15 protein-coding genes and 1 pseudogene are annotated in these 20,277 nt (G+C 61.5%); 11 read left to right on the forward strand and 5 right to left on the reverse strand.

What is annotated here, in order from left to right:
* Nucleotides 1-206: 206 nt before the first annotated feature.
* The 6 genes and pseudogenes from G7A98_RS09835 to G7A98_RS09860 all read left to right on the forward strand — a co-directional run bounded on the left by G7A98_RS09835 (nucleotide 207) and on the right by G7A98_RS09860 (nucleotide 3,317).
* Nucleotides 207-401 carry a hypothetical protein gene (locus G7A98_RS09835; protein ID WP_163649494.1) on the forward strand — a complete coding sequence of 65 codons (195 nt, stop codon included), beginning with the start codon at nucleotides 207-209 and terminating at the stop codon, nucleotides 399-401.
* A gap of 36 nt (nucleotides 402-437) precedes the next feature.
* Nucleotides 438-691: pseudogene (locus G7A98_RS09840) on the forward strand (JAB domain-containing protein); the annotation flags it as partial.
* Nucleotides 692-913: 222 nt separating this feature from the next.
* Complete coding sequence (locus G7A98_RS09845) at nucleotides 914-1,198, forward strand: Rpn family recombination-promoting nuclease/putative transposase (RefSeq protein ID WP_240464725.1); 285 nt, start codon at nucleotides 914-916, stop codon at nucleotides 1,196-1,198.
* A gap of 24 nt (nucleotides 1,199-1,222) precedes the next feature.
* A protein-coding gene (locus G7A98_RS09850; RefSeq protein WP_163649495.1) for an IS3 family transposase occupies nucleotides 1,223-2,358 on the forward strand; the annotation gives its coding sequence in 2 pieces (ribosomal slippage) (nucleotides 1,223-1,496 and nucleotides 1,496-2,358; 1,137 coding nt in all).
* Nucleotides 2,359-2,407: 49 nt separating this feature from the next.
* Nucleotides 2,408-3,067, forward strand: a complete 660-nt coding sequence (locus G7A98_RS09855) for a PD-(D/E)XK nuclease family transposase (RefSeq protein WP_205596249.1) — start codon at nucleotides 2,408-2,410, stop codon at nucleotides 3,065-3,067.
* The gene (locus G7A98_RS09860; protein WP_205596250.1) at nucleotides 3,048-3,317 is read left to right on the forward strand and encodes a hypothetical protein; all 270 of its coding nucleotides are present in this window, start codon (nucleotides 3,048-3,050) and stop codon (nucleotides 3,315-3,317) included. Before G7A98_RS09855 ends, G7A98_RS09860 begins: the two co-directional genes overlap by 20 nt.
* A 127-nt stretch (nucleotides 3,318-3,444) precedes the next feature.
* On the opposite strand, the gene G7A98_RS09865 is transcribed toward G7A98_RS09860, so the two are convergent.
* The 3 genes from G7A98_RS09865 to G7A98_RS09875 all read right to left on the reverse strand — a co-directional run bounded on the left by G7A98_RS09865 (nucleotide 3,445) and on the right by G7A98_RS09875 (nucleotide 5,763).
* Nucleotides 3,445-4,971 carry an IS66 family transposase gene (locus G7A98_RS09865; RefSeq protein WP_163649496.1) on the reverse strand — a complete coding sequence of 509 codons (1,527 nt, stop codon included), beginning with the start codon at nucleotides 4,969-4,971 and terminating at the stop codon, nucleotides 3,445-3,447.
* 91 nt (nucleotides 4,972-5,062) lie between these two features.
* A complete protein-coding gene (gene tnpB, locus G7A98_RS09870) occupies nucleotides 5,063-5,398 on the reverse strand; it encodes an IS66 family insertion sequence element accessory protein TnpB (protein ID WP_163649497.1) in 336 nt (111 codons plus the stop codon).
* Complete coding sequence (locus G7A98_RS09875) at nucleotides 5,395-5,763, reverse strand: transposase (RefSeq protein WP_163649498.1); 369 nt, start codon at nucleotides 5,761-5,763, stop codon at nucleotides 5,395-5,397. The genes tnpB and G7A98_RS09875 overlap by 4 nt, the downstream gene beginning before the upstream one ends.
* On the opposite strand from G7A98_RS09875, the gene G7A98_RS16815 reads away from it, so the two are divergent.
* From G7A98_RS16815 to G7A98_RS09895, 4 genes are all read left to right on the forward strand, one after another.
* Entirely contained in the window at nucleotides 5,762-7,675 is a 1,914-nt protein-coding gene (locus G7A98_RS16815) for a calcium-binding protein (RefSeq protein ID WP_163649499.1), read from the forward strand. The two genes, G7A98_RS09875 and G7A98_RS16815, sit on opposite strands and share 2 nt — an antisense overlap.
* Before the next feature lie 153 nt (nucleotides 7,676-7,828).
* Nucleotides 7,829-8,614 carry a SapC family protein gene (locus G7A98_RS09885; protein WP_163649500.1) on the forward strand — a complete coding sequence of 262 codons (786 nt, stop codon included), beginning with the start codon at nucleotides 7,829-7,831 and terminating at the stop codon, nucleotides 8,612-8,614.
* 171 nt (nucleotides 8,615-8,785) lie between these two features.
* Complete coding sequence (locus tag G7A98_RS09890; protein ID WP_163649501.1) at nucleotides 8,786-9,067, forward strand: hypothetical protein; 282 nt, start codon at nucleotides 8,786-8,788, stop codon at nucleotides 9,065-9,067.
* A gap of 13 nt (nucleotides 9,068-9,080) precedes the next feature.
* Nucleotides 9,081-9,593 (forward strand): opioid growth factor receptor-related protein, encoded by a 513-nt coding sequence (locus G7A98_RS09895; protein ID WP_240464726.1) that lies wholly within the window; start codon nucleotides 9,081-9,083, stop codon nucleotides 9,591-9,593.
* 17 nt (nucleotides 9,594-9,610) lie between these two features.
* On the opposite strand, the gene G7A98_RS09900 is transcribed toward G7A98_RS09895, so the two are convergent.
* Nucleotides 9,611-10,249, reverse strand: a complete 639-nt coding sequence (locus G7A98_RS09900) for a hypothetical protein (RefSeq protein ID WP_163649503.1) — start codon at nucleotides 10,247-10,249, stop codon at nucleotides 9,611-9,613.
* A 598-nt stretch (nucleotides 10,250-10,847) separates the two neighbouring features.
* Here G7A98_RS09900 and G7A98_RS09905 point away from each other — a divergent pair.
* On the forward strand, nucleotides 10,848-17,393 hold the full coding sequence (locus tag G7A98_RS09905) for a DUF4347 domain-containing protein (RefSeq protein ID WP_163649504.1): 6,546 nt from the start codon (nucleotides 10,848-10,850) through the stop codon (nucleotides 17,391-17,393).
* A gap of 85 nt (nucleotides 17,394-17,478) precedes the next feature.
* Here the strand turns inward: G7A98_RS09905 and flgK are convergent, their stop codons facing one another.
* Nucleotides 17,479-20,169, reverse strand: a complete 2,691-nt coding sequence (gene flgK, locus G7A98_RS16720; RefSeq protein WP_240464727.1) for a flagellar hook-associated protein FlgK — start codon at nucleotides 20,167-20,169, stop codon at nucleotides 17,479-17,481.
* Nucleotides 20,170-20,277 lie beyond the last annotated feature (108 nt).

Below are 20,277 nucleotides of genomic sequence, written 5' to 3' on the forward strand. Positions count from 1 at the left end.
ATAGAGACATGTTGGCAGAGAATCTAGAGAGTTGGGCACAGAAAGAGCGAGCTGAGGGTCGCGTGGAAACTCAGCGCGAAACGGCTCATAACCTGATTAGGCGGACAGAGATGGATGACCCGATGATCTCAGAGATCACTGGGTTGCCCATTCAGGATGTTGTCCGACTCCGGCGAGAATCGCAGCACTGAGGCAGTCATACCTACATGCTGGCAGAGAACCTGGAGAACTGGGCGCAGAAAGAGCGCCAAGAAGGTGAGCAGGTGGGGGTTGAAAAGACCAAGCGCGCGACCGCTCAAAACCTGATCAAGCTGGGCGTGCTCAGCGACGAGCAGATCGCTGAAGCCACTGCTCTGCCGCTGGCTAAGGTCCAGGCACTGCACCTCGACGATAAGCACTGATCCAGCCTTCTCTCCATATCCCGTCTGACGCACAAAAAGGGCAGCCGCCAGGGCTGCCTGCCGCCTGCGTCTATCCCCGCGAGGTGATCAAGCAGGCCATCGAGCACAACGCCGCCGCGGTGATCCTGGTCCACAACCATCCCAGTGGCGATCCCGAGCCCAGCGATGCCGATCGGCGCATCACCCAGCGACTTCAGGAAGCGCTGGGGCTGGTCGACATCCGCGTGCTGGACCATGTGGTGGTCGGCCACGAGGGCTATGTGTCGTTCGCCGAACGTGGGTGGCTGTAGGGCCATCCGCATCGCCCACGGCAATCGCCGCCACCCACCTGGGCCCCTGGCCCGCTCAACTCCCGTCCCACCTCACGGCCGCCTGACTGGGCGCCGTGGGGTGGGGTGTCGAGGACGTATTTTTTTGATGTAGTGGGCAAATAGCTTAAAAGGGGAGCCGTGGGTGATAGCGCTTGACAAATGGTGCCGTGGTAGAATGTTGCCCTGACGATAGGAGTTTCCATGAGCGAGCTACTCGATCCCACCAACGACTACGTGTTCAAGCGGTTGTTTGCTGAAGCCCCGGATCTTCTGGTCGATCTGATCAACGATCTGCGCCCGGACCTGCCCGACATCGCTGCGGTAGAGATTCTCAACCCCAACATCGAGCCGAACGAGCTGACCGGCAAGTACATTATCCTCGACGTGCTGGCCCGTGATGGCGACGGCCATTGCTACAATGTCGAGGTGCAGGTACGCCGCTACGTGAAGTGGACCCCGAAATTCGGACCAGGCGCTAAGCTCTGATCATTCCGACAGGAGAACCTGATCATGAGCAGGAAACGCAGGCAATACAGCGCCGACTTCAAGGCCAAGGTGGCCCTCGCCGCCCTCAAGGGCGAAGAGACCACGTCGGAAATCGCTGCCCGCTTCGAGATCCATCCGACCATGGTGAGCCAGTGGAAGCGCGAGTTGCTGGACAATGCCACCGGGATCTTCGAAGGCAAGGGCGACGGCAAGGCGGCCCAGAAGACCCAGGAGGAGATCGACACGCTCTACCGTGAGATCGGCAAGCTGACGGTGGAACGCGATTTTTTATCACGCAGGCTCGATCGTTGAGCCGGGCCCAGCGCCTGGCAATGGTTGAGCCGCAGGCGCCCGATATCAGCCTCCGACGCCAGTGCCAGTTGCTCGGCATCAGTCGCTCCTCGGTGTACTACCGGCGCAAGGCCCTGCGGGTCTACGATCTGGAGCTGATGCGCCTGATCGACGAGGAACACCTGCGTACGCCGGTCTATGGTTCTCGGCGGATGACGGTTCATCTCAACCGTCTGGGCCACCCGGTGAACCGCAAGCGCGTCCAGCGACTGATGCGCCAGATGGGGCTACAAGCGGTGTATCCCAAGCCGTGCACCAGTCGCCCCCGGGAGGGGCATCGGATCTATCCCTACCTGCTGCGGGGGCGTGTCATCGACCGCCCCAACCAGGTGTGGGCGACCGATGTGACCTACATCCCCCTGGCACGCGGGTTCATGTACCTGGTGGCCATCATGGACTGGTGCAGCCGTCGTGTGCTGGCCTGGCGAGTATCGAACACCCTGGATGCGGACTTCTGCATCGACGCCCTGGAGGATGCCCTGGCACGCCACGGGCCGCCCGAGATCTTCAACTCCGATCAAGGCTGCCAGTTCACCAGCCAGGCCTTCACCGAGGTGCTGGAGGCCCATGACGTTCGGATCAGCATGGACGGCAAGGGCTGTTACCAGGACAACATCTTCGTGGAGCGACTCTGGCGCAGCGTGAAGTACGAGTGCGTCTACCTGAAGGCCTTCGAAGATGGCGCTCACCTGCGTGAGGAGCTGAAGCGTTACTTCACTTGGTTCAACAAGGAGCGGCCCCATCAGGGCCTGGACGATGCAACACCCGATGAGGTGTACTTCGATCAACCACTGATCCAGGCGGCCTGACGCCTGATGACAACCCGGTCAGAGCTTAGCTCGCCTGTCAGGTGGTCCAGTGAATGGGGTCCACTTCAACGGTGCCTGGCACAAGCGGGGATTGTTTTATCTGGCACGCACGCTGGGGACTCAGCTGAGCGGGGGCGAGGACTATCAGGAGCTGCGTGCCTCGGTGGGATTGCACCTGCTGGACTTCGATCTGTTCACGGGGACGGAGGCCGAGCGTGAGCAAGCGGTCTGGCGCTTCGAGATGCGCGACGAACGTCAGCCCGATATCTCGCTGGGGAACATCCTGCAGATGAACCTGATCGAACTCAACAAGGCGGATCACCTGGGCTTGCCGGAAGGCCCGCTACGCGCCTGGATCACCTTCTTCAAGCACTGGCAGGAGGAACTCACCATGGCCAATGTTGCCCATGAACCGGTCAAGAAGGCGATGAGCCGTATCCGCGAGCTCAGCGCCGATGAAGAGACCCGTCGCCTGGCCTTTGTGCGTGAGCGGGCGCTGCGGGATGAAGTGTCTCTGCTGAACGACGCGAAGCGTGAAGGAGAGATGACAGGTGAACGTCGTGTTCTGCAGCGTCTACTTAGTAGGCGCTTCGGCGATTTGCCGGAGTGGGTTATTCAAAGACTGGAAGCGGCTAATGCCCAGCAGCTGGAAGACTGGACGGATGAAATCTTGGTAGCGGACAGTCTTGATGAGCTGTTCAAACATTAAAATGACCAATAGCGCCATGGGCCGTATCCGCGAGCTCAGCGCCGATGAAGAGACCCGCCGTCTGGCGTTCGTACGAGAGCGGGCGCTGCGGGATGAGGTGTCATTTCTTAACGATGCCCGGCGGGAAGGACGTGAAGAAGTGGCGAGAAATCTGATTTCAATGAACGTATTGGCTGATGCTCAAATCGCTGTTGCCTCTGGGTTAACAGAATCCGAAGTTAAGTCTCTTCGTACTGAAGATAAGCACTGACTCCACCTGACGCACAAAAAGGGCAGCCCTCGCGGCTGCCCTGATGCTATCTGTCTGATTTCTTTTTATTGTGAGGGCTCTCCGTCCGGTGGTTCGTAAGCGCCCGGGCATCACCGCTTGTCGGTGATCAGGCGTTGTGCTGCCAGTGGTGGGGCAGGAGTTCGTGGATTTGGCTGGCCTTGTGCGTCGGCAGCCGTTCCAGCACGTCCTTCAGATAGGCGTAGGGCTCGTGACCATTCAGCTTGGCTGACTGGATCAAGCTCATGATGGTGGCGGCGCGCTGGCCACTACGCAGTGACCCAGCGAACAGCCAGTTGGCGCGGCCCAGCGCCCAGGGGCGAATCAGGTTCTCCACCCGGTTGTTGTCGATCGGCAGTCGGCCGTCATCCAGGTAGCGCGTCAGTGCCGCCCAGCGTTTCAGGCTGTAGTCCAGCGCCTTGGCCGTGGCCGAGCCGTTCGGGATTTTTTCGCGGTGAGCCAGCATCCAGCGGTGCAGGGCATCGGCAAGGGGCCTTGCTCTTGTGTCGCGTAGTCGTTGGCGTTCTTCCGCGGTGAGCGATTGGGCCTCACGCTCCACCTGGTAGAGCTGACCGATGAGGTCGATGGCCTGCTCGGCGATCTGGCTCTTGCCGGCCACGTGCAGGTCGACGAACTTGCGCCGCGCGTGGGCCATGCAACCGATCTCGGTGACGCCGTTGGCAAAGCTCTGCTTGTAGCCGCTGTAGTCGTCGCAGACCAGCTTGCCCTGCCACTTCCCCAGGAAGTCGCGGGCATGCTGGCCGCCGCGCCCCTCGCTGAAGTCGTAGATCACCGCCTTCAACCCGGCATAGGGCGTGGTGGCATAGGCCCAGAGGTAGGCCCTGTGGGTCTTCTTCTTGCCTGGAGCCAGCATCGGCACCGGCGTCTCGTCGGCATGCAGCACGGGTTCATTGAGCAGCAGGTCACGTAGGGCATCGATCAGCGGCTGGAGCCGGACGCCGCAGATGCCGACCCACTCGGCCAGGGTGGAACGCGGAATCGCCACCCCGGCACGGTCAAAGATCTGCTCCTGCCGATACAGCGGCAGATGATCGCTGTATTTGGCGATCAGTACCTGGGCCAGCAGGCCGGCGGTGGGGATGCCCTTGTCGATGATCTGCACCGGCATCGGCGCCTGGGTCAGCGTCTCGCAGTGATCGCAGACCCACTTGCCGCGGATATGGCGCTCGACGTGGAACACGCCCGGCGTGTAGTCGAGCTTCTCGCTGATCTCTTCGCCGATTCGTCGAAGCTGGCAGCCACAGGCGCAGTGTTCGCTATCAGGGTCGTGCCGGATCTCGACGCGTGGCAGGTCGGCGGGCAAGGGCCTGCGTGTGGGCTTCTTCTTGGACGGCGGTGGTGCGGCAGGCGTCAATGCCTCCAGCTCGGCCTCGATAGCGGCGATGTCAGCATCCACCACCTCCTCCAGCAGGCGGATCTGCAGGACGTTGAGCTGCTCGCTGCGTTTGCCGAAGGCGTGGCGCTTGAGCAGCGCCAGTTCATGGGTCAGCTTCTGGTTGACCTGCTCGCTGTGACGCAGCGCCTTATCCTTTTCCTCCACCTGCGACATCAGGGTCGCCGCCAGGTGGCGGAGCTGATCGGGGGAGAGCTGAGACAGGTCGGGTGGCGTGTTCATCCGGCGAGTATGCCAGCCTGCCGGGAGCAGTGGGATTAGCGCATCAGCGAATAGCCTGGCCGTCGCGTCTGTGCCGTTCATGGCGGAGGCCTCAGACCACCGAGATCACACCGCCGGCGCCGAGACACTGCCAGGGAAGACCTGTTACCAGTGCCTTGACCTGCTCGGGACAGAGTTCGACACGATCGCCATGCCAGCTGCCGGCCCAGTGAAACTTGCCCTGATTCAGGCGCCGGGCACACAGCCAGATGCCGAGGCCGTCGTGGATCAGCACCTTCATACGGTTGCCGCGCCGGTTGGCGAACAGATAGGCGCAGTGCGGCCGGGCGGTACCGAATACCTTCACCACCCGGGCCAGCGCCGTGTCGGGGCCGGCGCGCATGTCCAGCGGCTCGGTGGCCAGCCAGATCTCGTCGATACGGATCATCCCAGCAGCCCCTTCATCCACTGCGCGCACTGAGCCGCCTTGGCCACCGGCCAATGCACGGTGATCGTGCCGTGCGCCGAGGGCACCTCGATGCGGATTGCCGCGTCGGAAGTGGAAAGCGTCGGGCAATCAGCCGTTGCTGCCGGGGCCGGCAGTGGCACGAACGCCGGCACGGTCGGCAGTTGGCTCTGGCGTTTGGCCTTGCGGATCCAGGTCTGGACAAGGTTGGTATTCAGCCCGTGCTGCAGGGCGACCTGGGCAATCGAGGCATCACCCTGGAGGCAGGCCGCGACGATCTTGGCCTTGAACGACGGGGCGTAGCGACGGCGACGACGGACCTCACGTTCGGTGGTTGGTGTAGTCATGAATAGGTGCCCACTTATTAATAGATGGGTACCTAATGTCGCCGGCCAGGGCTTTCCGCGTAAGGTGTGTTCAGCGGACGGTTACGATGCAGGTGGCGACTTCGCGACCGCTGGTGTTTCCAACATCGAAAACTTCTACATCCGTGATATCGGTGCAGCTGACACCACCGACTTCTCCACTATTGTTGGCGAAGAGCAGGTCTGGAACGATCGCTCCACATCCAACGTCATTTTCAACGACCTTGGTACCGATGCCGTTCTGGGGATCAAAGGTGATGGCAACACCCAGCTCGGCACTACCACCTTCAGCATGGAGACCGCGACTGACGCGGTTAACATCCTGATCGATGGTGGTGTGAAGGGTGGCAGCGCCATTACCAACACTTCCAATGGCCCGACTGCCGCTACTCTGACCTCTAAGGGCGGTAGCAACGTCGTGGGTGCTGTTCAGTTGTCTGGTGGTAACACTGTCGATGCGGCAACCGTCGATGCTCAGTCTAATCTGATGACTGGCAACATCACTGGTTTCGCTGCCGACGCAACCCTGACTGTTACTGGTTCAGGCAGTGCTTCTCTGGGTACGCAAGCCACCAACGTCGACACCGTTGACGCTTCTGGTAATAGCGGTGGCGTTACGCTGACTCTGGATGCAGAAGCTAACACCAAGTTCACTGGTGGTTCAGGTGATGACATGGTGACCACTGGCGCAGCATATGTAGCAGCCGATACAGCATCTATTGATGCAGGTGAAGGCTCTGCTGACCGCTTGGTCGTCAACACTAGTGCGAACATCACTGCTGCTGCTGGTGCTAAGTACTCGAACTTTGAAGAGCTGCAGGTTGGTGATAGTGCTAGCGTCAACCTGGATCAGTTGGCGGCAAATAACTCTATCGATTCCATTCGTCTGGAAGCCGATAACAGTGTTGTAGTTGGTGCTACCAACCTCACTGCCGAGCAAGCCGGCAATATTACCCTGTTTGCAGGTGCAACTACTGGTGTCGCGACTAACGTGACTACTGGTGTCAAGGGTGCAACCACTGTTGGTCAGTTGGATACCGTTTCCATCACTGCCTCTGGCGATGATGCTGCTGTGACTGCTGATAACATTGTTGCTGATGGTGTCGAAACGCTGAATCTGACTGCAGATACTGGTTCAGCTACTACCACAATCAATGCTCTTGGTCATCAGGACTGGACCGCACTGAATATCGATGGTGGCTCTGATGTCAGTATCACTAGTGCCGCTGGTGCTGCTAATGTCAACAGCAAAGTCGATGGCTCCTCTGCCACCGGTGATCTGACGCTGAACTTCTCTGCGTCAACCACTAACGGCATCAATATCCAGGGTGGTAGCGGCAACGATACCATCACAGGTGGTGGTTCCGACGATATCCTGACTGGTAACGCAGGCAACGACGAGTTCAATCTCGCCGCTGCTGGCACCGCTGGTGTTGATACTGTGACTGATTTCGCCTCTGGCGATACAGTGGCATTCGCAGCTGCTGACACCACCGCTGGTACCACTTCCGGTGCTGATGCAGTGTTTGCCAGCGAAGACACTGCCCTGGTGACCGGTGGTGGTGCTTTCGCACTCGATAGCGATACCGCTACCAACGATGTCATCGAACTGACCACTACGCTCGATGACGACGTTACTCTGAGCGCATCTTCCACCGGTGCTGATCTGCTGCAGGCGCTGTCCTCCGACGGTACTGCTGCTAGTGGTATCACCGTCGGTGCAGCCAACGATGCCTCTATGCTGGCGGTCTACCAGAACGGCAATGCTTATCTGTTCAACATCGCGGAAGGCAATAGTGATACCGAAGCGGTTGCTGGTGACATCACCCTCGCAGGTGTCTTCAATGATGTCGAAGCTGGTAGCTTCGCTTCTGGTGACTTCACCATCGCTTAATCCCTCTCCCTGAGAAGGATGCCTATCTTCCGATAGGTCAAGGTACGAAACCCCCGGCTTCGGCTGGGGGTTTTTTATTTCAGACAGTCATGATTGGCCACATCTCGAGGACTGATAAAATGCTCTCGATACCATCCTCCAACCGGAGCCGTTATGCCGCAATGGATACCCATCTCCCGCACACAGCATGCTGAACACCATTACCAACCGCGTCAGGCCTATCGTTTCGCCGCCGAACAGCCGGTTGCCTCGATCCTGCTTGCCGAGCTGGGCAAGCTGCTGCCGCACTATGCACTGGGCTTTATCCAGCAGGGCGAACAGTACCAGCCGGTGGCGCTGCTGGGCCTGAATGGCCAGCACAATCTCTATGTGCACCCGGATGGTCGCTGGCTGGGTAACTACGTGCCCGCCAGCCTGCGGGGTTACCCGTTTACCCTCGCCAACACCCAAGATCAGCAACAGGTGCTGTGCATTGCCGAAGATCACCTGCTGGAAAGCGAGCAGGGTGAGCCGCTGTTCGACGCGGAAGGCCAGCTCAACGAGCGTGTGCAGCAGACCCTGAAGTTCCTGCAGGAGTGCGAGAAGAACCGCCAGTTGACCCAGCAGGCCACCAAGGCACTGGGCGATAGCGGCGTGATCGAGCCATGGCCATTGCAAATCGAGCGTGGCGACGGGCAGGAACCGCTCAAGGTGCAGGGGCTGTATCGCATCAACGAGACCGCCCTGAACGAACTCTCTGCCGAGGCTTTCGCCAGTCTGCGTAGCCACGGCGCCTTGGCATTGGCCTATGGTCAGTTGTTCTCGATGAACCAGCTCTCGCAGCTGACCGAGCGGGCGAAGTTCCATGCCCAGCAGCCGGCGGGCAAGGCCACTGACGAGAATCTGGATGCGTTCTTCGACGGTGACGACGAGGAACTGACCTTCGATTTCGGGGAGTGATTACGACCTGGGCTACCCTTTTTGGGACGCTGTGGGCCCGCGTGTCGATCATTGAGCGCTACTGTCGCTCCCTGACCGCCCCGTGCGGCGCTTTATGCCGCGACCTGCCATTTCCCTACCTTACGGCATAAACGCGGCCCACGGGCCGCTGTAGGCTGCTATCATGGCCCAATGACCGATTTCCCCGATGTCCAGGGCCCCGATGCGGCCCCGATCCCTCCCGAGACCCGCGAGGCGCTGCTGGCCACGCTGGCAGGCTATGAGCACCTGCTGTTCGAGTCGATGGGGCAGGCGGATTACGACGGCCTGCGTGCCCTTTACGCCGACTGGGTCGAGCGGCTGGGCGATTCACCGGAAGCCATCGCCATCTGTGACGCCTTGGACGACTTCATCGATGCCAACGTCGAGGAGGGCGACGCCGAGCGGGCCTGTTTGGCCTTGTGGGTACGGTGAACGAGGGAGGAGCGTGAGCCCGTCAGCTCATCCCTTGATCGCCTTCTACCGAGGCGACGGTTCTGACCACCAGGGCCGAACCTTGCAGGATCTCTGGGCATTGCCCTCGTTCTGGCTGGAGCACACCCACGATTATATCCAGTGGCTGTTCCCGATTCCCGAGGCGGGGCGTTTCAACGGCTTCGCCCCGCTGTTGGGCGAAGCGGAGCAAGCGGCCTTCGCCGCAGACGAGACGCTGCGGGCCAACCAGTGCCAGTCGCTGGACGTGATGCTGGCGTTCTTTGGCCTTACACGTCGGGAGCTCGCCATCGAGGCGCTGCCCGAGCTCAACATACGCGAGCACATCTGGCTCAAGCGCGGTGGCCACAACCACCTGCGCATCTCGCGGCTCATCCGCAGCCTGCATTTCTGCCATCAGCCCGAGCTGGCAGCGGCCTTCCAGCACGCGGTGATCGAGATCGGCACCACGCAGGGCGTAGTGTCCGAACAGTCCATCAGCTACTGGCAAGCGGCCAATCAGCCCTGAGGGCGGCTGGCAGTGGTTCACTCTCCCTGGTTCTGGATTTCGAGGACCACGATCTGGAAGGCCCGATTCGCCATCGGCTGGTGGTCATGATTGAGGAACGGGTCCAGTGGCTCAGAGGGGATGAGGTTCACGTCGAGGTCGTCCAGACCGGCCGTGTGCAACGCGATGCCGAGTCGTTCGACCAAGCGATCGGTAGTATCCCGCTCTGGCGGACAGCGGCGCGTCAGCACCAGGTAGTTGGTCTTCAGGCTGTGCCGGCCGGCATGGCGGCTGACCTTGGCCAGGCGGCGGATATCGCTGATCAACCCCCGCATGGCATCGCCCCGCTTGAACTCCAGGATATGCGCCGTGCGTCCCAGCTTACCCGTGTGCAGCACGAGATCGAACCGGCCGTCGGGGCGAAGGTCGGGTTCCTGGAGCAGCACGGTGATGTCCCCGGTCTGCATATCGGAGGCCTCGAAGGTGCGCCTGACTTGTGCTTCCAGCCGGTAGCCGAAGTTGTCGAAGTGCTCGGCGAAGTAGTCGGCCACGCGCACGGCCATGAAGAACTCGGGCATACGATGCAACGAGGAGCGCGACAGCCGTTGAGCGTCCTCATGTGCGTCCAACAGGGCGTCCATGATGGCGTTGATGCGGTTGTTGGGTGAAGACCTCACTCGTGACCTCCCTGGTCAGTAACTGGAATCGTGATCATCACGGGCTGCTGAGCAGGCAGGCGAAAATCGACACGATCGGCATCTCAAGCTTCCCGGTGAAGGTGGGGATGGTAATGGCTCTATAGATCGGCAGGTAACGTCGACACTTGAGCCCAACAGAATGGCAGATAGCCGGTGGGCATGAATGACCTCACCAGCCATCCGGTATTGCCTTGTGCGGCGTGAGATGAAGCGTAGGCCGCCCCTGCGAATGAACCTGGTGATAGCTGTCCTGTGCCCAGTGCTCGCCTGAGGATCACCCCAAGAAAAGGGGGAAGGTCAGCACCATCAATCACCGATTGTGGTGATGAAGGAATGGCAGGAAAAGCGACCAGAATTGTTGATCAAGCGGATGCTTAATCACGCGGGACCACACGCCTGGGCATTGAGACCGCCGGCCCTTTTCTGTTTCCACTCTAACGAGCCTCCGGGCCACTCTGGAGGCTGGTCATGACTACCTGTTTTTCTATCGACAAAGGTCTTATTCAGAAAGAACAGCCCTCTGCCGATAAATGTATGGTTATATGCGTTTTCATTTGATGAGATGGGGGTTGGGGGCATGAATGAGCAGGATCGCTTTAACAGTGGAGGTGGGGTTGGTTGGGAAACTGGTTTGAATAGTGGCCTGGCTGATCTAGATTCTATCGGTGAGCCAGACATAGCTGAAAACCTTTCATCAGTACGTCAGGTCGCTCTGATCGATACGTCGGTCGACAATTACGAAGTTATTGCCGCGGGATTTTCATCGGATGTTGAAGTCATCCCTTTCCACTCTGATGGCACCCTGTCTCAAATTTCTGACATCCTTCATACTTATCGCGGCTTACAGGCTGTCCATCTCGTCTCGCACGGCAGCACGGGCGCCATCACGCTGGGCGGCGTGCCGATCGATAGCGAGGGGTTGGAGGCCAATGCATCGGCGCTGACCGGCATTGGCAATGCATTGAGTGCCGATGGCGATATTCTGCTTTATGGGTGTGACGTGGGGGCCGATGAGCGTGGCCGGGCATTCGTCGACCGGTTTGCCAGCCTGACCGGTGCCGACGTAGCGGCGTCCGATGGCGTGACCGGTGCCGCCGCACTGGGCGGTGACTGGGATCTGGAAGTGGCCAGTGGCACGATTGACGCCTCGAGTGAGGGGATCGATTCGAATAACCGCTTTGCGGGGCTTCTGGCTTCGACAGAAACCTTTGACGACGCTGGTTTACAACAGGCCATATCCTCTACTTCATTGGCGGTGAATGGCTGGACATTCACGGCTGCTAGCCCAGTCACAATGTATACGCTGAGTGAGGCCGAAACATACCCTGGTTATAGCTCATTGTTAAATTCTGCGAATCCCAGCGATAGAGTTCTTGATTGGAACTATCAGGGGGATGTCGTCCAAAATTATGGTTTCCAATCTACAGACGGGTCTGAGTTCAAGTTAAACTCATTTTCGCTGGATATTCGGCAGCAAGCGGGCCCTGGTAATCCGAAACTGACACTTACAGTGTACAAGGATGGTACACCAGTATCATTTTCAACGACCTTGGACTTGGCATCTAGTTATTCGTCTAATGGTATTAGTTACATTCTCAGTGGCACCAACGGTTTTGGTAACCCTTATGGGACATTGATGTTCGATTCGACATATCAGAACGTCGACCGAGTCGAATTGGCCTTTGCAAATGGCGTCGCTCCCATCATGGATGACCTGAATGTTTCCGCCGCAGTCGCCAACAACGCCCCCACGGTCTCCGGAGTACCCAGTGATATTTCGGTTGTCGAGGATACAGCCAGCAATTTCGACCTATCGGCACTGACCCTGGCGGACGCCGATGGTGACAACCTGACAGTCACCCTGGCGGTCGACGCCGGTACCTTCGGCACGCCGGCGGACGGTTCGGGGGTTGGCGCGGGCGTTGCCGAGACGCTCGTGAACAGCACCACGATCACGCTTGCCGGCACGGCCGCCGACATCAACAATTATCTCGATTCCGCCTCCAACCTCCAGTATACCGGGGCCTCGAACGCCAGTGGCGATAACCAGGCCACACTGACGATCAACGCCAATGATGGGACAGTGAACCCGCAGGTCGGCAGCGCCAATATCGACATTACCGCGGTCAACGATGCGCCGGTTGCCAGCGCCGTGCCAACCGATGTGACGGTCACCGAGGACGCAGCCAGCAATTTCGATCTCTCGGGGGTGACCCTGACGGATGTTGATGGCGACAACCTGACGGTAACGCTTGCGGCCTCGGCCGGGGCCTTCACGGCGGCCAGCGGTGGTGGTGTTACGGTTGGCGGCTCCGGTACGGGGAGCCTGACGCTGGCCGGTACTGCAGCGAACATCAATACGTTCCTGGATACGCTCTCGAACGTCCAGTACACGGGCGCCAGCAACGCCAGCGGTGACAATGCCGCCACCTTTACGATCAACGCCAACGACGGCACGGTGAACCCGCAAGTCGGCAGCGGCAATATCGACATCACTGCCGTCAATGATGCACCGGCCTTTTCAGGGCTCGATGGTGCGCCGAGCTATACCGAGGGCGATCCGGCGGTCACGCTGGATGCGAATGTAACGATCAGTGATTTCGAGCTGTCCGTTGCGTCCAACTATGCCGGGTCTAGCCTGACGATCGCGCGCAACGGGGGAGCCAGCGCGGCGGACAGCTTCTCCTTCGACACCACGGGCGCAGTGTTCACTGTATCGGGCGGCGATCTGCAGTTCGGCGGGCTGACCTTCGCAACGTTTGCCAACAGTGGCGGTACGCTGACGGTCGATTCCACCTCCAGCGGCACCGCGGCGACGCAGGCCCTGGTGAACGACGTGCTGCAGCACATCCAGTACCAGAACACCAGCGACGACCCGGCGGCATCGGTGCAGCTGGACTGGACCTTCTCCGACGGCAACACCGGTGCCCAGGGAAGCGGCGGGGCGCAGGTTGCAACCGGGTCCACAAGGGTGTCGCTGACCAACATCAATGATGCCCCCAGTCTGAGCGCCACCGGCAGCGATCCTACCTATGTGGAAGGTAGTGCGGCGGCGGATCTGTTCAGCGCGGTGACGGCCAGTACGACCGAAGCCAGCAACACGACGGACCACTTCACCGCGCTGACGCTGACTGTCACGAACGTGTCTGACGGCGCGAACGAAATCCTGCGGTTCGATGGCTCGGATGTGGCGCTCACGGACGGCAATTCGGTGGTCGGGACGGCGACCAATGGGCTGACGGTGAATGTCTCGCTGTCCGGCGGCACCGCGACGGTCAGCATCAGCGGGGCCAGCCTCACCGAGGCTCGGATGCAGACGCTGGTGGACGAGATCGCCTATCGCAACACGTCCGACAACCCGACGACGGGCGCGAATCGTGTGGTCGCCATCACCGAGGTCGTGGACGATGGTGGCACTGCCAATGGTGGCGTGGACACCGCCACGCTCAACCTGCAAAGCACGATCAGCCTGACGCCCGTGAATGATGCCCCGGTGATCGGCGATCTGGATGGCGACAATGGCGCCGTTCAGGGCGGCGGCAGGGCGGTGACGATCGATGCCGGCGGCAATGCGACCGTCAGCAACGTGGATTCGGCCGATTACAACGGCGGCTCGCTGACCATCGTCGATACTGGCGGCAACAACACCGCCAGTGGCAACTTCGCCGTCGACGGCATCAACATCACCTCGGGTGGCGACGCAACCCTCGCGGCCGGTGAGACGATCAGCGTGGGTGGTATCGCCATGGGTACGGTAGACGCGACAAGCGATGGCCAGGGCGGCAATACGCTGACGATTGACTTCAACAGCGCGGACGCGACCAATGCCCGGGTCCAGACGCTGTTGCAGAACCTTACCTGGTCGGCGGCGGCCGGTTCCGGTGTACAGACGTTCACCGCGACCCTGAACGACGGCGACGGCATCGCCAATGGAGGCGATCAGGACACGACGGCGAACTTCACCATGAAGGTCGGCAACTTGCCGGTGGTCGGCAATCTGGACGGCGACAGCATCAACTTCAAGGAAGGCGACACACCGGTCGTGCTGGATGCGGGCGGGAATGCGATGCTGTCCGACCCGGACGCTCCGGCCAGCCTCGGCGGCGGCAAGCTGACCGCCACGGTCGTTGCCAACGCGATGGCCGGCGAGGACGTGCTGACCTTCGACACCACGGGCGGTGTCACCCTGTCCGGGACGACGGCAGGTTCCAGCGTGGCGGTCGGCGGTACGGTCGTGGGGACGTTGGGCAACAATATCGCGGCGGGCAATGGCCTGGTCGTGAACCTCGGTGCCAATGCCACTCTGGCGCGGACCCAGACCCTTCTGCAGTCGGTGGCCTACGGCAACGACAGTGCCGCGCCGACGGCCGCCACCCGCAGCGTCCAGGTCACCGTAACGGACAATGACGGCCTGACCAGCGCGGCTTCCCGGGTCTCGGTCGCCGTGGCATCCGTCAACGATGCGCCGACCCTGACGGCCACCGGCGCCGACCCGACCTTTACCGAAGATGGCACGGCGGCGACGCTGTTCACCGGCGCGTCTACTTCCACGGTCGAGGCCGGGCAGAGCGTGAGCGGCCTGACGCTGACCGTGAGCAACCTGGCTGACGGGGCCGATGAGCGGCTGAGCGTCGATGGTACCGAGATCGCGCTGATGGACGGTACCTCGGGCACCACCGCGGCCAGCGGAATCGGCTATGCGGTCTCGCTTACCGGTACCACGGCAACGGTTTCGCTTGATGGAAACCTGTCCACGGCGGCTGCCAATGCCCTGATCGACGGGCTGAGCTATCGCAACACCAGCCATGTCCCCGCCACGACCGGCGGTCGCACGGTAACGCTCACCCGCGTGACGGATGATGGGGGGGCCGCCAGTGGGGGGACCGACACCACCGTCCTGGCCATTGGCTCGACCGTGACCCTCAACGCGGTCAATGATGCACCGGTGTTCACCAGCCCGGCGGCGTTGAGCGTGACCGAGAACACCACCGCGGTGACCACGCTGGCCGCCACCGATGCCGACGGCGACCCGCTGACCTACGCGCTCGCCGGCGGGGCGGACCAGACGCTGTTCACGCTGGATGCCGGCAGCGGGGCGCTGAGCTTCCGGAGTGCGCCGAACGTCGAGGTGCCGGCGGACAGCAATGGCGACAACGTCTATGACGTTCAGGTGACGGCTGCCGACGGTCAGGGCGGCACCACGCCGCTGACGCTGGCGGTGACGGTGACCGACGTCAACGAGGCACCGACACTGGGCGGCGCCGCCACGCTGAGCGTGGCCGAGAACACCACCGGTACGGTCTACACCGCATCGGGCAGCGACCCGGAAAGCGACCCGCTGACCTATACGCTGGGTGGCACGGATGCCGCGCTGTTCACCCTCGACACCAACAGTGGTGCGTTGCACTTCAACACGGCACCCGACTTCGAGGCACCGGCGGATACCGGCAGCGACAACGTCTATGACGTGACGCTCACCGCCACCGACGGCAACCTGAGCAGCCGTGCCCAGGCGCTGGCGATCAGCGTGACCGACGCCAACGAGGCGCCGGTTTTTACCAGCGCGTCGGCCGTGAGCATGGCCGAGAACATCACGGCGGTGACCACGCTGGCCGCCACCGATGCCGAGGGCGATTCGCTGACCTACGCACTCGCCGGCGGGGCGGACCAGACGCTGTTCACGCTGGATGCCGGCAGCGGGGCGCTGAGCTTCCGGAGTGCGCCGAACTTCGAGGTGCCGGCGGACAGCAATGGCGACAACGTCTACGACGTTCAGGTGACGGCCGCCGACGGTCGGGGCGGCACCACGCCGCTGACGCTGGCGGTGACGGTGACCAACATCAATGAGTCATCGCCGCCGGCGCCGGACCCCATTCAGGTGACATCGCCCTCGCCGCAGCCGGACACCCCCTCCGGCCAGCCTTCGGTGAGCGAGACGATCACCAACACTGGTCGTACGCCGGGCAGTGCCAGGCTGGTCGAGAATAGCGGCAACGCCAACGAGGTGACCGCCACGCTGCCGGGCGGTGTCAGCCTGGTCAACCAGGGCGCGCGTAGCGCCGTCAGCATCCAACAGGCGCAGGCCGACCTGATCGGCAACATCAATGCCCAGCAGCCCGGCAACCTGAGCGACCAGACCGGCGTGGCCAGCCAGTGGCTCGCCCATCGTCCCGATGGCACGCTGCTGGATATCCGTACGCTGACTCTCAATGATAGCGGCAGTGCCTCGGCAAGTACGCCCATCCAGATCACCGGAATTGCCGATGGCGGCACCGCGAGTGGCGGCCATCAGGAAGCGTTCGTCATCGATACCCGCGCCTTGCCCACCGGCAATCAGCTCCAGCTCGACAATATCGACTTCGCCAGCGTCATCGGCGCCACCACGCTCAGCGGTGGCGACGGGGCCAATGTGGTGATCGCCGATGATGCCGCGCAGACCATCGTGCTGGGTGCCGACGACGACGAGCTGCATGGTGGCGGCGGCGACGACACCGTGGGCTCGAAGGGCGGTGACGACCGGATCTATGGCGAGGCCGGCAACGATACGCTGTTCGGTGGCGCCGGAGCCGATCGCCTGCACGGCGGGACCGATACGGATACGGCGCAGTATGACGGCAACCGCGCCGACTATCTCGTTACCCAGGATCACGGGGTGATCACCGTCCAGTCGAAAGCCGACCCCGGCGACGTCGATACGTTGATCAACGTCGAGAAGCTGTCCTTCGCCGACGGTGACCAGGCGGTCGACTACGCCGGCGACCTGAACTGGCTGGCCGGTCTCTATCAGCAGGTGCTGGGGCGCCAGGCCGATGTCGGCGGTATCCAGTACTGGGCCCGGCAGCACGATGCGGGGCTACAGGCAGCGGACATCGCCATGGGCTTTTTGACCTCGAGCGAGGCTAACCTGTCGCTGGATACGGCGGACGCCGCGGCGCGCTCCCAAGTGGTGGAGACTCTCTACCAGTCACTGCTCGGACGCAGTTCAGACGCTGCGGGCAAGGTCTATTGGCTTGAGCAGCTGGAGTCCGACAGCTCGCTGCGTGATGTGGCAGGGGGCTTCATGGACTCGGCGGAGATGAGCACCCACGACCTGACCGCAACCGAGTGGAACTTCATGGGCTGATGGTCCGGGGCGAGGCCGGTACATCGCGCTTGACGCAAGATGCACCGGCCTTGGCAAGGTTGTGGCCCGATGGGCCGTGAGGATGTCAGCCGTGCAGGCCAAGGAGGGTGTCGATCACCTTGGTGGCCGCATCGATGACCCTGGCGTTGGCCTGGTAGTACTGCTGATAGCGGATGAGGTTCGCCGCTTCCTCATCCAGGTTGACGCCGGACTCCGATTGCTGGACGGCGCGCAGCTGGTCCTCGATGCCTTGTTGAGCGTCCAGGTTGGCCTGGGCAACGTGAGCGCGATTGCCGACATCGCTGACCATCACGCCGTAGGCCCCGCTGAATGTCGCATCGGGCCCGACGGTATGCTCGTTCTGCAGTGCCTGAAGCGCCAGGGCATTGCGGTTGTCGCCGGGTCCGGTTTCCGTGATGCCGGTGAATGTCACGCCGCTGGTGCCCTTGTCGGGCAACTCATCGATGGTGAAGCTCACCACGGTCTTGCCGGTGGCGTCATCCCTTATGGTCAGCCGGTCGCCGACCGCCAGCGTGTTTCCGCTGCCGTCGTTGACCGAGAGCACATCGTTGATTTTGGTGCCGTCCTGCTTGTAGACGCTGAAAAGGCCGTCCGGTGGCGGAGAGCTGGGGACCGACCCGGCATCCGGAGAGACGAACAGGTTGTTGCCGTTGTCCGCGCCATAAAAGCCCAGGCGCAATGAGCCATCGTCCGCCGCCTGGACGGCGAACCCGGGTGGGCGGTAAGCGGCATCCAGCGCGTCGAAGCCGCTACCAGTCGTGACATGGCTGACGGCAAGCTGGCTCTGCAGGGGGCTGGCAGGGGCCGTATCGGCAGTCACGCCGCCGGAGCCAGGCGCGGTGGCCTCGCCGGGCATGCTGTCCCAGGTTGCCTTGATCTCGAAGATGCCGCTGCCTGAAATCACCACAAACAAGGGTTCGTTGACTTGGTCAATATGAACTCTTTCAATATTTTTTACTGACATGCCGTCATTTTTCGAGCCATCGAACCAGTCGCCATCGCCGGTATAGGTAATGGCCATGTCATTGTAGGTGCTGGTGGCGACATCGGCCGGGGTCACTGAATAATGTTGGGTTCCGTCCAGCAGGTTATCGGCACTGTAACGCGTGCCTTCGGCAAACCCGTTCTTTAGGGTGAAAACCCGTGACTCGAGGTCGGCAGCGGAGTTGATACCGTTGGTACCTTCAGACCAGGTCACGTCAGGGTTGCTTCCCGTGACGGGGGTGCCGACAAGATGCTGGCCATCCCGGGTGAATAGCTGAATATCATCATCCGCATAGGAATGGTTTGTTTCAATGGTGATGTTTTTGGTGCCGGCAGGAATGAAACCGAACGGTTTTATGCCCGAGGTCTCCATGGAGGACTGCCCCTGTACGGGAAGCCTGGTCGCCAGGCTTTCGGTCTCGCCCAGTCGGGCGGGGCTCTGCACCTGAAAGTCGATCTTCGAGTAGGGCATGGGGCGCACGGGACCGAGCGCGGCCGCGATCCGGTCGGTATCGTGAACCTGTACATCCATCCCCGCGGCGGCACGTCGCACGGGCTGAACCTCGAAGGTGTCGCCGTCGGCCAGCGCCTTCGCGAAGGTCATCGAGACACCCCCGAAGGCGAGTCGCGAGCCGTCCCACTGTGTCTCGATCTCCTGGCCACTGTCCTGGCGGATTACTTTGAAGGCGCCGCTCTCGTAGCGCACCTGATAGTCGGTTGCGCGAATCTCGTCGACGTGTGCAGGCTCGAACGCGATGGTATCTATCGTGGCGCTGTTGGCCGGCGCACCGTAGCCCTGAGGGCCGCGAATCGTGAAGAAGTCCGCGCCCTGGTCGCCATTCAGGTCGAGTCCCTGCTTGTGTCGTTCGTTGAAGGCGGTGGTCAGCGACACGGCCAGCTGGCCGATCTGATCCTGGGTTCTGTCCAGTGACTCCTGGCGGAAGCGCAGGAGCCCGCCCAGCCTGCCCCCGGTGATCGTTCCCTCATCCAGTGCCACCAGGTTGCCGGCGCCGTCACGGTAGCCAACGATGGTGCGTTGTGGATCCGTCTCGGCCTGGACCGGGCTCAGCCTCGAGGCCTCGGTGCCCGCGACCAGTGGCTGGCCGTTGGGGAGGGTGATGTTGTAGGTCTTGCCGTCCTGGATGCTCAGTCGCGAGTCCAGGCGTTCGCTTAACGTGCTGACCAGGTGATCCCGCTGGTTGAGCAGGCCATTGGGGGCCTCGCCGTTACGTGCGCGGGCCAGCGCAATGGTGCGGTTCAGCCCGGCAATCTGGCGGGTAGTGTTGTTGATCTGGGTGATCTCGTCCTTGATGCCGTCGTTGATGCCGTGCTGCATGTCCTGCAGGTAGCCGTCAAAGGCACGAAACTGGGCGCTCAGCGTCTGGGCCGTGCCGATCAGGCCCTGGCGCGCGGCCGGGTCCGACGGGGCGGCGGCGAGGTCTTCCACTGAGGAAAAGAACTCCTGCATCAGTGGCGCCAGGCCGGCATCCTGATCGGCCAGCAGATTGTCGATCTGATCGATCTGTTGCGTGTATGTTTCGAGCGCGCTGGACTGCGTCCGGGCATTGTTCAGCTGGTCGGCCACGTAACGGTCGAACTGGCGCTCGATATCGTTGACCTGTACGCCGCCGGTTCCCGCTGACTGTTCCCCGAGGACAGTGACTTCGCGGTTGAAGCCGGGGGTGTAGACGTTGCTGATATTGTTGCTGGTAGTGGCAAGGGCGTTCTGTGCCGCATTCAACCCGCTCAACCCCGTGGAGAAGATGCCCATCGGTGGATGTCCCTATTACGATTGTAGCTAATCAAGCAAGTCGACAAATTATACTTTGGCGTTGAATTGATAGGGAAGTAGGCGAACGCTATTAGTCAGTCAGTTTTT

The sequence above is a fragment of the Modicisalibacter sp. 'Wilcox' genome (assembly GCF_010993675.1).
In the GTDB taxonomy this organism is placed as follows: Bacteria; Pseudomonadota; Gammaproteobacteria; order Pseudomonadales; family Halomonadaceae; genus Modicisalibacter; species Modicisalibacter tunisiensis.